This is a genomic window from Streptomyces sp. NPDC018031 (assembly GCF_044327625.1).
GTDB lineage: Bacteria > Actinomycetota > Actinomycetes > Streptomycetales > Streptomycetaceae > Streptomyces.
In genome coordinates, this window is the sequence record NZ_JBIRFT010000006.1 from 57,112 (window position 1) to 69,837 (window position 12,726).

11 protein-coding genes are annotated in these 12,726 nt (G+C 72.5%); 6 read left to right on the forward strand and 5 right to left on the reverse strand.

The genetic code is table 11. The features are described from left to right. Positions 1-55: 55 nt before the first annotated feature. Positions 56-1,645, reverse strand: a complete 1,590-nt coding sequence (locus tag ACH4B3_RS16750) for a methylmalonyl-CoA mutase (protein ID WP_398463589.1) — start codon at positions 1,643-1,645, stop codon at positions 56-58. Positions 1,646-1,870: 225 nt separating this feature from the next. On the opposite strand from ACH4B3_RS16750, the gene ACH4B3_RS16755 reads away from it, so the two are divergent. Then, entirely contained in the window at positions 1,871-2,848 is a 978-nt protein-coding gene (locus tag ACH4B3_RS16755) for a L,D-transpeptidase family protein (protein WP_398463590.1), read from the forward strand. Between the two features lie 264 nt (positions 2,849-3,112). On the opposite strand, the gene ACH4B3_RS16760 is transcribed toward ACH4B3_RS16755, so the two are convergent. From ACH4B3_RS16760 to ACH4B3_RS16775, 4 genes are all read right to left on the reverse strand, one after another. Continuing rightward, positions 3,113-4,324, reverse strand: a complete 1,212-nt coding sequence (locus tag ACH4B3_RS16760; protein WP_398463591.1) for a hypothetical protein — start codon at positions 4,322-4,324, stop codon at positions 3,113-3,115. Then, complete coding sequence (locus tag ACH4B3_RS16765) at positions 4,324-4,989, reverse strand: RNA polymerase sigma factor (protein WP_398463841.1); 666 nt, start codon at positions 4,987-4,989, stop codon at positions 4,324-4,326. The genes ACH4B3_RS16760 and ACH4B3_RS16765 overlap by 1 nt, the downstream gene beginning before the upstream one ends. Positions 4,990-5,114: 125 nt before the next feature. Further along, positions 5,115-6,086 (reverse strand): DUF4328 domain-containing protein, encoded by a 972-nt coding sequence (locus ACH4B3_RS16770; protein WP_398463592.1) that lies wholly within the window; start codon positions 6,084-6,086, stop codon positions 5,115-5,117. Positions 6,087-6,449: 363 nt separating this feature from the next. Next, positions 6,450-8,099 (reverse strand): glycoside hydrolase family 20 protein, encoded by a 1,650-nt coding sequence (locus tag ACH4B3_RS16775; RefSeq protein ID WP_398463593.1) that lies wholly within the window; start codon positions 8,097-8,099, stop codon positions 6,450-6,452. A gap of 245 nt (positions 8,100-8,344) precedes the next feature. Between ACH4B3_RS16775 and ACH4B3_RS16780 the strand changes: the two genes are divergently transcribed. The 5 genes from ACH4B3_RS16780 (at position 8,345) to ACH4B3_RS16800 (ending at position 12,612) form a co-directional block, all read left to right on the forward strand. Further along, a complete protein-coding gene (locus ACH4B3_RS16780; RefSeq protein WP_398463594.1) occupies positions 8,345-9,007 on the forward strand; it encodes a 2-oxo-4-hydroxy-4-carboxy-5-ureidoimidazoline decarboxylase in 663 nt (220 codons plus the stop codon). 168 nt (positions 9,008-9,175) lie between these two features. Further along, complete coding sequence (sdhC, locus tag ACH4B3_RS16785; protein WP_398463595.1) at positions 9,176-9,556, forward strand: succinate dehydrogenase, cytochrome b556 subunit; 381 nt, start codon at positions 9,176-9,178, stop codon at positions 9,554-9,556. A 2-nt stretch (positions 9,557-9,558) separates the two neighbouring features. Further along, positions 9,559-10,047: a succinate dehydrogenase hydrophobic membrane anchor subunit gene (locus ACH4B3_RS16790; RefSeq protein WP_398463596.1), complete on the forward strand. Its 489-nt coding sequence runs from the start codon at positions 9,559-9,561 to the stop codon at positions 10,045-10,047. A 34-nt stretch (positions 10,048-10,081) separates the two neighbouring features. Continuing rightward, the gene (sdhA, locus tag ACH4B3_RS16795) at positions 10,082-11,842 is read left to right on the forward strand and encodes a succinate dehydrogenase flavoprotein subunit (RefSeq protein WP_398463597.1); all 1,761 of its coding nucleotides are present in this window, start codon (positions 10,082-10,084) and stop codon (positions 11,840-11,842) included. Continuing rightward, the gene (locus ACH4B3_RS16800; RefSeq protein ID WP_398463598.1) at positions 11,842-12,612 is read left to right on the forward strand and encodes a succinate dehydrogenase iron-sulfur subunit; all 771 of its coding nucleotides are present in this window, start codon (positions 11,842-11,844) and stop codon (positions 12,610-12,612) included. Before sdhA ends, ACH4B3_RS16800 begins: the two co-directional genes overlap by 1 nt. The last annotated feature ends 114 nt before the right edge of the window (positions 12,613-12,726 follow it).

The following is a 12,726-nucleotide window of genomic DNA, read 5'->3' on the forward strand; positions in this document are numbered from 1 at the left end:
CTGACGCCGGACCGGCTGCCGCCGGTTCCGCCGCCCCGCCGGGCCCGCGCCGCGGTCAGCGGACGCCGCCGGGCTCGTAGCTGCCCCAGACGTCCCGCAGCGCCCCGCACACCTCGCCGATGGTGGCCCGCGCCGCCAGCGCGTCCTTCATCGGGTGGAGCACGTTGACGGTGTCCGGGTCGCTCGCCGCGGCCGCCCGCACCGCCGCGAGCGCGGTGTCCACCGCCCGCCGGTCGCGTTCGGCGCGCAGCCGGGCGAGCCGGCGCACCTGCCGGGTCTCGATCGCCGGGTCCACCCGCAGCGGCCGGTACGGTTCCTCCTTCTCCAGCCGGAAGCGGTTGACCCCGACCACCACCCGCTCGCCGGACTCGGTCCGCAGGGCCGTGCGGTAGGCGTTCCGCTCGATCTCGTCCTTCTGGAAGCCCTGTTCGATGGCGGCGACCGCGCCGCCCAGGCCGGCCACCCGCCGCATCAGGTCCAGCGCCGCCGCCTCGATGCCGTCGGTCATGGACTCCACGGCGTAGGAGCCGGCGAACGGGTCGACGGTCGCCGTCACGTCGGTCTCGTGGGCGAGTACCTGCTGGGTGCGGAGCGCCAGCCGGGCGGAGGTCTCGGTGGGCAGCGCGATGGCCTCGTCGAAGGCGTTGGTGTGCAGCGACTGGGTGCCGCCCAGGACGGCGCCGAGCGCCTGCACCGCCACCCGCACCAGGTTGACCTCGGGCTGCTGGGCGGTCAGCTGCACCCCGGCGGTCTGGGTGTGGAAGCGGAGCATCAGCGACCTGGGGTCGCGTGCGCCGAACTCCTCGCGCATGGTGCGGGCCCAGATCCGGCGCGCGGCGCGGAACTTGGCCACCTCTTCGAGCAGGGTGGTGCGGGCGACGAAGAAGAAGGAGAGCCGGGGGGCGAAGTCGTCCACCGCCATGCCGGCCGCCACCGCGGTACGGACGTACTCGATGCCGTCGGTGAGGGTGAAGGCGATCTCCTGCGCCGGCGAGGCGCCGGCCTCGGCCATGTGGTAGCCGGAGATGGAGATGGTGTTCCACCGGGGGATCTCCGCCTGGCAGTAGCGGAAGACGTCCGCGGTGAGCCGGAGCGAGGGGGCGGGCGGGAAGATGTAGGTGCCGCGGGCGATGTACTCCTTGAGCACGTCGTTCTGGATGGTGCCGGTGAGCGCGCCGGGCGCCACGCCCTGCTCCTCGGCGACGAGTTGGTACAGCAGGAGCAGCAGGGCGGCGGGCGCGTTGATGGTCATGGAGGTGGAGACCCGGTCCAGCGGGATGCCCTGGAACAGCAGCCGCATGTCCTCGATCGAGTCGACGGCCACCCCGACCCGGCCGACCTCGCCGTGCGCGAGGGGGGCGTCGGAGTCGTGGCCCATCTGGGTCGGCAGGTCGAAGGCGACCGAGAGCCCGGTGGTGCCGTGCTCGATGAGCTGCCGGTAGCGGGCGTTGGACTCGGCGGCGGTGCCGAACCCGGCGTACTGGCGCATCGTCCACGGGCGGGTGGTGTACATCGTCGGGTACACGCCCCGGGTGTACGGGTAGCCGCCGGGTTCGCCCAGGCGCTCCGCCGCGTCCCAGCCGGTGAGTGCGTCCGGTCCGTACACCGGCTCGACGGGCAGTCCCGATTCCGATTCACGCGCCATGGCGCACGCCTCCCGGCTGGTGTGCCGGGGCCCGGCGCCCCGGCATCGGCAGGTGCTGACGCCGGGACTCTAACGGCGTGCGGGGCGGAACGGCGGGGTGCGCGCCGGGCGCACACCCATCGGCCCGCCAACCCGCCGGGGAGACGGGATTATCCGATGTTCGCCCCGACGAGGGGGCGGGCATCAGAGGATGGGCGGGAGAGTAGGGCTCAGGGAGGGGATCACATGATCCGGATACGTCAGATGCACCGGGCATCCGTCGTACGGACCGCGGTCGCCGTGGCGGCGGCGGCCGCGCTCACGGCGGGGTGCGGGGCGGGAGCCGCCGATTCCGGCGGCGGACAGCGGGAGAACGCCGGGACGTCCCGCGCCGACGGCGGGAAGCTGACCGGCGCCGAGCAGGACCGGGTGGCCGCGGAGCGCGCGGCCGAGCGGGCCGCCGACCGCGAAGTCGCGCTGGAGGTCGGCCCGTTGGCGCAGCCGGGCGGCACCGGGGCGGACGGCGGGGAGGGCACGCGGGCCGCCGGGGCGCGTTCGGAGACGGCCACGGTGTCCGGGCTCGCCACCCGGCAGGCCGGGGTGCAGTCGCTGGGCTCGTCCGGGGTGAAGGTGCGGGAACTCCAGGCCCGTCTGCTGCAGGCCGGGTTCTTCCACCTCAACCCGACCGGGTACTTCGGGCCGGTCACCCGGAAGTCGGTGCTGGCCTTCCAGCGCAAGCACCACGTCCGGACCACCGGCAACGCCGGGCCGCTGACCTGGAAGGCGCTCAACCGGGTCACCCGGAAGCCGACCCGCGAACAGCTGTACCCGTCCACCACGCGGCCGATCGCCAAGCCGCACAAGCGGTGCCTCACCGGGCGGGCGCTGTGCATCAGCAAGAAGAGCCGCACCCTCACCTGGATGGTGAACGGCAAGGTCAAGGCGGCGATGGACGTGCGCTTCGGTTCGCAGTACACCCCCACCCGGGAGGGCGCGTTCACGGTGTACTGGAAGAGCCGCGACCACGTCTCGTCGATCTACCACACGCCGATGCCGTACGCGATGTTCTTCAGCGGCGGCCAGGCGGTCCACTACTCCAAGGACTTCGCCACCCGCGGCTACAACGGCGCGTCGCACGGCTGTGTGAACGTCCGGGACAAGGCCAAGCTCGCGAAGCTTTTCGGCCAGGTGCGCAATGGCGACAAGGTGATCGTCTACCGCTAGGCGGAACCGGCTGAATCCGGGCAGAAGCCCTGAAGAGGAAGGGGGCGCGGGTGGGACCGGGGGAACGAGTCCCACCCGCGCCAGGATGCGCGGTGCCGTAGGTACGGGGGGAACCCCGGCTCCCGCGCGGCCGATGACCAGTCGGCCCGTTTCTTACAGCGTCACCGCGGCCGAAAATGTCACACCCGCTGGTCATGGGCTGTTCGCGGGGGCGTCAGGCAACCCCGCCGGGCGGCCGGGCGCCGCCGGGTCCGGCGCGCTCCGCTAGCCCTGGGTACCGCTCGCCGCGCCCGGCTCGCCGGGGCCCGGCGCGTCGCCGCCGGGCGCTTCGGCCCCGGGCGGCGCGGTGACGGGCTCACCGCCGGCCGCCGGCTCACTCGCCTCGGGGCTCCGCACCGGCTCGGAGTCCGGGTCCGTTGTGCCGGGCAGGGTCGGCGTCGGGGATGGCGTCTGTGTGGGGGGCGGCGTCGGCGTGGAGGGTGGCGGCGGGCTTCCGGTGCCCCCTCCGGACCCCCCGTCGTCACCTCCGCCCCCGCTGTCGCCGTTGCCGTCGTCCCCGTCGTCGTCACCGTTGCCGCCGGAGTGGCCGCCACCGCCGCTGTCGCCCCCGCCGTGGTGGCCGCGGATGATCCGCTCGCAGTAGCGGCGCACCGCCGCCGGTCCGCCCGCCGCCTTCTCCAGGCGGCGCAGCCGGTCGGGGTCGATGTCCGGGGTCTCGCCGGCCAGGTACTGGCGGCAGGCGGTGACGATCCACCGCTTGGGGTCGTCGTCGCCGGTGGGCGGCGGGGTGGTGCCCGTGGGGTCCGGGTCCGGTTCCTTCTCCTCGCCCGTCCCGGCGGTCTCGGCCGGCCGGGTCTCCTCGGGCCGGTCGCCGTCGTTCCCCCCGGAGGGGGTCGCCTCGCCGGTGCCGCGGGTGGTCCCGCCCGTCGGGGACACCGGCGGGGTGGACAGCTCCGGTTCCACGCTCCGTTCGCGGCCGCTCTCCGCCGCGCTGACGCTGGAACCCGGTCTGGGGCGCTCGGCGCTCGGCCCGAACGGCAGCACTCCGGCCCCGGCGGCCACCGCCACCCCGCCGAAGGCGCAGCCCGCCAGCACCGCGACCATCCCGGCCCGCAGCGGGCGGCGCAGCCGGGACGGCCGGTCCACCGGAGTCCGGCCGAAGCGGACACCCACCGTCCGCACCACGGTCAGTTGCCGGGCCCCGGAGACCTCCCGGGTGGTCCCGGGTGCCGCGCCGCCGGCCCGCACCGCGCGAAAGGCGGCCACCGCCTCGTCCTCACCCGGCAGCGGGCCCGCCGGCGGCGGACCGGATTCGGCCAGGGCTTCGAGGGCGGCGGCCAGCCGGTCGGCGTCGGCCTGGGCCTGGGCCTGCCGGTCGACGCTGTCCTCGCTTCGGCACGTGTCCACCGGCTCGCCGCGGAGCAGCTTCTCCACGGCATCGTTGTCCAACCAGCTGTAGCGGTGGTCGTCGGCCATCACATGTCCTTCTGCGTCCGCGCGCGTGATTCCGTCACACCAGCCGGATCGGCCGTACCGCTGTGTGACTCCCGTTGCGCGGGCACGCCGTCGAGCACCGCCGCGTCGTCGCCGGCCGCTCCACCGAGCAGATCGGCGAGCCGCCGCAGGCCGCGGTGCGCGGCGGTCCGCACCGCCCCGGGGCGCTTGCCGAGCACCGACGCGGCGCTCTTGGCGTCGAGCCCCAGCACCACCCGCAGGACCACGGCCTCGGCCTGGTCCTGCGGCAGCCGGGCGATGAGGCCGAGGGTCCGGTCGGTGCCGAGCGCCTCCAGCGCCTCGGTGGCGGTGTCCGCGTCGGCGGGCCTGCCCTCCAGCTCGGTCTCGTCGCCGCCGATGGCCGGCCGGCGACCGCGCATCCGGATGTGGTCCAGCGCCCGGTTGCGTGCGATGCGCGCCGCCCAGCCGCGGAACCGGTCCGCGTCGCCGCTGAATCTGCCCAGGTCACGGGCGATCTGCAGCCACGCTTCGGAGGTGATGTCCTCCGCGTCGGACTCTCCGACGAGCGTTCTCACGTACCCGAGGAGGCGTGGGTGCACCGCTCGGTACACCGTTCGGAACGCCGTCTCGTCCCCGTTCTGCGCCGCGCGCACCGCGGCGGTCAGTTCCGCGTCGTCCCCCTGCACGCCCTCTTCCTGCCCCACTCGGAGAAATTGAGGTCTCGCGATGCCGATGCCGATGCCGTTGCCGACGCCGATGCCACCGGCGTAGTCGGCGCTTATCCCGTAGTCAGCCGTGACTGCCGCCTTACCTAGTAGCCCGTGGGGCCCGAGCCGTAGGGCGGGTACGGTCCGGCCTGCGGGCCGGGCGCGGGCGGCTGTCCGTACGGTGCGGCGCCGGGCTGCCCGGGCATCTGCCCGTAACCACCGGGCATGCCGTACGGGGCCGGGCCGCCGGGCTGCGGACCGAGGGCGGCGCGCTGCTCCTGCATGGTGGTGATCTGGCGGATCAGCAGCAGGGCGAGGATGGCGGCGGCGATGTTGAGGACGGTGGCGAACATGCCGATGGCGACCGAGCCGTGCATGGTGTCGATCAGGTCGTTCACCTCGTCCAGGGTGGAGTAGTCGCCGTCCTCCAGCTTGTTCTCGGCCACCGTGTACTGGACGTTGCCCCAGACGTCGACGAGCATGCCGGCCAGGAACGTCACCCACCAGCCGTTGAGCAGGCCGCGCGACACCGCCTGCGGCCCCTGCGGGGAGCTGGCCCGCCAGATGTCGTTGGCGATCTGCTTGGGGAACCACAGGTTGACGACGGGGGTGAACCAGGCACCGGCCGCCCAGCCGGGACCGAAACGGTGCCCGCCGGGGGCGAAGACCTCGGCGTTGAGCCGGAGCCGCCGGAACCAGACCGCCCACAGCACGATGACGGGCACGACGACCAGGAAGTACAGCACCGAGGCGACCTCGGCGAAGTCGTCGGCGTCCTCCGCCTCGCTCAGGGTCTTCTTGCCGTCGAGGAAGTCGCCGAACACGGAGTACTGGTTGCCGGCGGCTATCAGGACCAGCACCAGGCCGGCGAGCGTGAAGCCGAACATCACCGTCAGCGCCGTCCGCACCCCGCGCCGCAGGTCGACCCCGCCGGCGGGCATGCCGATCGGCGGTGCGGCCGGATATCCGGCGAGCCCGCCCGGCTGCTGCTGGAGTTGCTGCTGATAGGTCCCGCAGGCTGCGCAGCGCCCGTCCGGTCCGACGGCGGCGGCGTGGCAGTTACCACACGGATACATGATTTCGCGTCCCCCAGGGACGTGGCCGAGGCGTGGGCCACGCGAGAAATAACCAACAGACCGCGCGCCATAGCGCGGACCTGCACGTTACGGGCATCGGCGGGGCCGCGTCCAGAGCCTCTGCGAGCAGCGCCACGCGCTGGTCACGCGCTGGTCACGGGCTGGGCACGCGCCGGGCACGGACGGGAGGTGTGACGCTTTCGCGGCGTGCGACGCTGTAGGTGGTACGGGTCCGTACGCGGGCCCGAACCGGACGGCGGTCGGGGCCTCTCCTGTGGGGGGTGGCGGCCCCGGCCGTCCCTCCTCTTCCGGCCGGCCCTCCGTGCCGCGCGCCCGGGCCACCCGCCCCGGGCGCCCGCCCGCTCAGTCCACCCGCCCGGCCAGCGCCACGAAGTCCGGCCAGCTCAGCGGGGGTCTGCCCGGGTACCACAGGCGCTGGGCCAGGGCGGCCAGCGGCAGCCGGATCCCGTCCGCCACCTGCTGCGGGGTCTGCGCGCCCGGGATGTCGCCCCAGACCGCCAGCCGGGCTCCGGGCACCCGGTCGGGGCCGGTGTCCACGCCGGGCGGCACCGGCTCGGTACCGCGCAGCACCGCGGGCGACCACTCCTCGTAAATGCGTTCACCTGTCGGATAGATGAACTGGTTGGGCTGGCCGAGCACGTAGTAGAGGTACTCGTCGTTGAGGTTCACCACCGTCCAGCCCTCCCGCAGGTACTCCACGGGGAGCCGGGCGCCGATCTCCTTGCCGGTCCAGTAGTCGATCTCGAAGATGCGGGCGGGCTTCACCACCCCGCCGCGGAAGAACCCGTCGTTCCACGCCTTGGGGCGCTTGCCCAGTTCGGCCACGACCGCCCCGCGGTCGTTCAGCCAGTCGGTGGCCAGGTCCTGGACGCCGGCCTGGGGGCCGAACCGCGCGCGGGCGGCGGCGGCGAGTCCAGGGTAGGCGGCCTCCGGGTCGCTCGACATCAGGGCGCGGTACTCGTCGCCGCCCAGGTGCCAGTAGCGGCCGGGGAAGAGCGGGGCGAACTCGCGCAACAGGTCGTCCACGAGGCGCGCGGAACCGGGGTCGGAGATGTCCACCGCGCCGGCGACGGGGGTGCCCGCGGCGTTGCGCAGTTGCAGCTCGGGGTGGGCGCGGAGCACCGCGCCGAGGTGGCCGGGCGAGTCGAGTTCGGGGATGACGGTGATGTGCAGCCGGCGGGCCAGCCGGACGATCCGCCGGACCTCGGCCTTGGTGAGGTGCTGCGCGGAGACGACCTCCGGGTGGCTCTCGCTCTGGATGCGGAAGCCCTGGTCGTCGGAGAAGTGCAGGGCCAGCTGGTTGAGCTTGATGTCGGCCATCTCGCGCAGCCGCGCCTCGATCCACGCGGCGGTGAAGTGCTTGCGGGCGGTGTCCAGGTTGAGACCGCGCTGCGGTCGGTCCGGGCGGTCGCGGATCTCGCCGTCGGGCAGCTTGCCGGTCGAGCGGACGGCCTGGCGGACGGTGCGGGTGCCGTAGAAGACGCCCGCGTCGGTGGAGCCGGTGATGGTGGCCCGGCCGTCGCGCACGGTGAGGGTGTACCCCTCCCTGCCGCCGGGGTGGTCGCGGTCGAGGGTGAGTTGCAGGTCGCCGCGGCGGGCCGGGCCGCGGGAGGTCTCCAGGCCCAGTTCCCCGGCGAGCATCTCGGCCTCGTCGGCGACCGCGCTGCCGGGGTCGGCGACGATCCGGCCGCCCGCGCCGGGCCGCCAGCCGGGACCGGCGACGGTGTCGGCCTCCCGGACCGACGGGATGGTGGCCGGCGGCGGGACCGGGCGCGGGGGCGGGGCGGAGGTGGTCGCCGGGGCCGAGGTCGCCGGGGTGGTGGCGGCGGTGGTGGTCCGCTTCGTCGCCGAGGGGGTGCGGGTCGTCGGCTGGTCGCCGCCGTTCCCGTCGCCGTCGCTGCAGCCGCCGAGCGCGGTCAGCGCCAGGGCGAGGGTCAGCGCGGTGCCGGCCCGGGCGGCCGTGGTCCGGAACGTCCCCGAAGGCTCCCGCATGGCGTGCACTCCTTGTCGGCCTGGCGGTGGCTCACCCCGCCCCGGTCCGGCGGCCGCTCACCGGTGGCCGCGGGTGAGCGCCCGGCCGACCGGTGACAGCCTGTCCGAATGAGGCGTTTCCTCCCTGAAATTACGGTCTCCGGAGCGTTCTCGCACGCCGCGGTCCGTCCACCACATGCCCCGAACCCTCCCGTTCGGGTGAAATTTACGCATCCTTCGAACGGTGCAAGAAGTACGCCGTTACGGTGGCCTCGCTCCTGTCCCAGATGCCCCACCCGCCACGCGCGCCCGAGGAGCCCACGCTGTCCAGCGACACCCCCGCCCCACCCCCGCCCGCCCCGGGCGGCATACCGGGGCGGACCAGCGCCCCCGTACCGCCCCGCACCCCCGTACCGCCCCGCAGCCGCGTCCCGCTGGGGCTGGCCCGGTTCAACACCGCCCCCGCACGGGCCGCCGAGGCCGCACTGCTCGGCTGCTGCGGGTCCCGCCGCTGGGCCCGCCGGATCGCGTCCCGCCGCCCCTACCCGGACCTGGGATCACTGCTCGCGGCGGGCGAGCGGGCGAGCGCCGGCCTGAGCGCCGCGGACCTCGCGGAGGCGCTGGCCCGGGAGCCGGCCCAGCACCCCCTGTCCGGGGCGCGGCAGGCGAGCCGGCTCGCCGCGCGCACCGCTCTGACCGCGGCGCACGCGGAATACGAGCGGAAATTCGGCCATGTGTTCGTGATCTGTCTGGACGCGCTGGACCCGGCCGAGGCGCTGGACGCGGTACTGGCCGGAATCCACACCAGGCTCGGCCACCCGGTGGAGAAAGAGACCGCGGTGGCCGCGGACGAGCTGCGTCGGATCGCACAAGGCCGACTCGCCCGACTGGTGGCTCCGCACCATGGAGTGTCCGGAATCGGCCGGTAAGGGCGGGCCTGGTAGCCCGTACGTGGCTGTTTGATCACACCTGAGGACCCCGGGCGAGCGAACCGACAACACGTCGCTACGATGGCGAGGGCCGGTGGACCGTACCCGGCCGGGCCCGACCGACAGCGAAGCCGGCAGGCCCCGATCCCCGCTCCCGGAGGGTTTTCCGTGCCGGCTGGAACGCTTTACCGCGGCCGGGAAGGTATGTGGTCGTGGGTGGCTCACCGAGTCACCGGTGTCCTCATTTTCTTCTTCCTGTTCGTGCACGTGCTCGACACCTCGCTCGTCCGCGTATCGCCCGAGGCTTACGACGACGTCGTCGCCACGTACAAGACCCCCCTGGTCAACGTGATGGAGTACGGCCTCGTCGCCGCCATCCTCTTCCACGCGCTCAACGGCCTCCGCGTCATCGCGGTGGACTTCTGGTCCAAGGGCCCGCGGTACCAGAAGCAGATGCTCTGGACCGTCATGGGCATCTGGGTCGTGCTGATGGCCGGGGCCTTCTACCCGATCCTGCAGCACACGCTGCGTGACCTGTTCGGGAGCTGACGATGTCCTCCGATACGACTTCCACCGCGAACGACGTGAACACCGTGAACGACTCCGTCAGCCTGTACGACGTGGACAACCCGGCGCCGGTCATCGAGCCCCCGCGGGCCCGCACCAAGACGACGCCGCGGAGCACGCGCACCAACTTCGAGATGTACGGCTGGCTCTTCATGCGGCTGTCCGGCATCCTGCTCGTCGTCCTGGTCCTGGGCCACCTGCTGATCCAGCTCGTGCTGGACGGCGGCGTGACCAAGGTCGGTTTCGCCTTCGTGGCCGGCCGCTGGGCCTCGCCGTTCTGGCAGACCTGGGACCTGCTGATGCTCTGGCTCGCCACGCTGCACGGCGCGAACGGCCTGCGCACGGTGATCAACGACTACGCGGAGCGGGACTCCACCCGCCTGTGGCTGAAGGGGCTGCTCTACACCGCGGCCACCTTCACCATCCTGCTGGGCACGCTGGTGATCTTCACCTTCGACCCGAACATCCGCTAGGCGTTTTGGATAACAGGGACCGAGGTATCCACTCATGAAGATCCACAAGTACGACACCGTCATCGTCGGCGCCGGCGGCGCGGGCATGCGCGCCGCCATCGAGGCGACGAAGCGCAGCCGCACCGCCGTGCTCACGAAGCTCTACCCGACCCGCTCCCACACCGGCGCCGCCCAGGGCGGCATGGCCGCCGCCCTCGCGAACGTCGAGGAGGACAACTGGGAGTGGCACACCTTCGACACGGTCAAGGGCGGTGACTACCTGGTCGACCAGGACGCCGCGGAGATCCTGGCGAAGGAGGCCATCGACTCGGTCCTGGACCTGGAGAAGATGGGCCTGCCGTTCAACCGGACCCCGGACGGCACCATCGACCAGCGCCGCTTCGGCGGCCACAGCCGCAACCACGGCGAGGCCCCGGTCCGCCGGTCCTGCTACGCCGCGGACCGCACCGGTCACATGATCCTCCAGACGCTCTACCAGAACTGCGTCAAGGAGGGCGTGGAGTTCTTCAACGAGTTCTACGTCCTGGACCAGCTCCTCGTCGAGGACCCCGAGACCGGGCTGAAGAAGTCGGCCGGCGTGGTGGCGTACGACCTGGCCACCGGCGAGCTGCACATCTTCCAGGCGAAGGCCGTCATCTACGCCTCCGGCGGCTGCGGCAAGTTCTTCAAGGTCACGTCCAACGCGCACACCCTCACCGGGGACGGCCAGGCCGCCGTCTACCGCCGGGGCCTGCCGCTGGAGGACATGGAGTTCTTCCAGTTCCACCCGACCGGCATCTGGCGCATGGGCATCCTGCTCACCGAGGGCGCCCGCGGTGAGGGCGGCATCCTCCGCAACAAGGACGGCGAGCGCTTCATGGAGAAGTACGCGCCGGTCATGAAGGACCTCGCCTCGCGTGACGTCGTCTCCCGCTCCATCTACACGGAGATCCGCGAGGGCCGCGGCTGCGGCCCCGAGGGCGACCACGTCTACCTGGACCTGACCCACCTGCCGCCGGAGCAGCTGGACGCCAAGCTGCCGGACATCACCGAGTTCGCGCGGACGTACCTGGGCATCGAGCCGTACACCGACCCGATCCCGATCCAGCCGACGGCGCACTACGCGATGGGCGGCATCCCGACCAACGTCGAGGGCGAGGTGCTGGCCGACAACACCACCGTCGTGCCCGGCCTCTACGCCGCCGGCGAGGTCGCCTGCGTGTCGGTGCACGGCGCCAACCGCCTGGGCACCAACTCGCTGCTGGACATCAACGTCTTCGGGCGCCGCGCCGGCATCGCCGCCGCCGAGTACGCCGCGAAGGCCGACTACGTCGAGCTGCCCGAGGACCCGGCGAGCCTGGTGCGCGAGCAGGTCGAGCGGCTGCGCGAGTCCACCGGCAGCGAGCGGGTGGCCGAGCTCCGTCGCGAGCTGCAGGAGACCATGGACGCCAACGTCATGGTGTTCCGCACCGAGCAGACGATCAAGACCGCGGTCGAGAAGATCGGCGAGCTGCGCGAGCGCTACCGGAACGTGTCCATCCAGGACAAGGGCAAGCGGTTCAACACCGACCTGCTGGAGGCCATCGAGCTGGGCAACCTGCTCGACCTCGCCGAGGTCATGGCGGTGTCCGCACTCGCCCGCAAGGAGTCGCGCGGTGGTCACTACCGCGAGGACTTCCCCAACCGCGACGACGTCAACTTCATGCGGCACACCATGGCGTACCGAGAGGTGGGCGCGGACGGCTCCGAGTCGATCCGGCTCGACTACAAGCCGGTCGTCCAGACCCGCTACCAGCCGATGGAGCGTAAGTACTGATGAGCACCACAGCCACGCTCGACAAGGTCGAGGACGCCAAGCCCGCCGAGGCCGCCTCGCCCTACATCACGGTCACCTTCCGGGTCCGCCGGTTCAACCCGGAGATCTCCGACGAGGCGACCTGGCAGGACTTCCAGTTCGAGATCGACCCCAAGGAGCGGGTCCTCGACGGTCTGCACAAGATCAAGTGGGACCTGGACGGTTCGCTGACGTTCCGGCGCTCCTGCGCCCACGGCATCTGCGGCTCCGACGCCATGCGGATCAACGGCCGCAACCGGCTGGCGTGCAAGACCCTGATCAAGGACATCAACCCGGACAAGCCGATCACGATCGAGGCGATCAAGGGCCTCACGGTCCTCAAGGACCTGGTCGTGGACATGGAGCCGTTCTTCCAGGCGTACCGCGACGTGATGCCGTTCCTGATCACCTCCGGCAACGAGCCGACCCGGGAGCGCCTGCAGTCCGCCGCGGACCGCGAGCGCTTCGACGACACCACCAAGTGCATCCTGTGCGCCGCGTGCACCTCGTCGTGCCCGGTGTTCTGGAACGACGGCCAGTACTTCGGCCCGGCGGCGATCGTCAACGCGCACCGCTTCATCTTCGACTCGCGTGACGAGGCCGGGGAGCAGCGGCTGGAGATCCTCAACGACAACAACGGCGTGTGGCGCTGCCGCACCACGTTCAACTGCACCGATGCCTGCCCGCGCGGCATCGAGGTCACCAAGGCCATCCAGGAGGTGAAGCGCGCGCTGATCACGCGACGCTTCTGATCCGCGGCGGCCGGCCTGCGTGACGGAGCCCGCTTCCCCTCGGTGCGAGGGGAAGCGGGCTCCGTCGTGTCCGGGGCGGCGGATACCGGCACGTCCGGGGGCGGGTGGGCGCCG

What these genes read in the sequence shown, in the direction of transcription:
- sdhA (WP_398463597.1), top strand. Translation starts at nt 10,082, where the DNA reads ATGAAGATCCACAAGTACGACACCGTCATCGTCGGCGCCGGCGGCGCG.
- ACH4B3_RS16775 (WP_398463593.1), bottom strand. Translation starts at nt 8,099, where the DNA reads ATGCGGGAGCCTTCGGGGACGTTCCGGACCACGGCCGCCCGGGCCGGC.
- ACH4B3_RS16760 (WP_398463591.1), bottom strand. Translation starts at nt 4,324, where the DNA reads ATGGCCGACGACCACCGCTACAGCTGGTTGGACAACGATGCCGTGGAG.
- ACH4B3_RS16790 (WP_398463596.1), top strand. Translation starts at nt 9,559, where the DNA reads ATGTCCTCCGATACGACTTCCACCGCGAACGACGTGAACACCGTGAAC.
- ACH4B3_RS16755 (WP_398463590.1), top strand. Translation starts at nt 1,871, where the DNA reads ATGATCCGGATACGTCAGATGCACCGGGCATCCGTCGTACGGACCGCG.
- ACH4B3_RS16800 (WP_398463598.1), top strand. Translation starts at nt 11,842, where the DNA reads ATGAGCACCACAGCCACGCTCGACAAGGTCGAGGACGCCAAGCCCGCC.
- ACH4B3_RS16750 (WP_398463589.1), bottom strand. Translation starts at nt 1,645, where the DNA reads ATGGCGCGTGAATCGGAATCGGGACTGCCCGTCGAGCCGGTGTACGGA.
- ACH4B3_RS16770 (WP_398463592.1), bottom strand. Translation starts at nt 6,086, where the DNA reads ATGTATCCGTGTGGTAACTGCCACGCCGCCGCCGTCGGACCGGACGGG.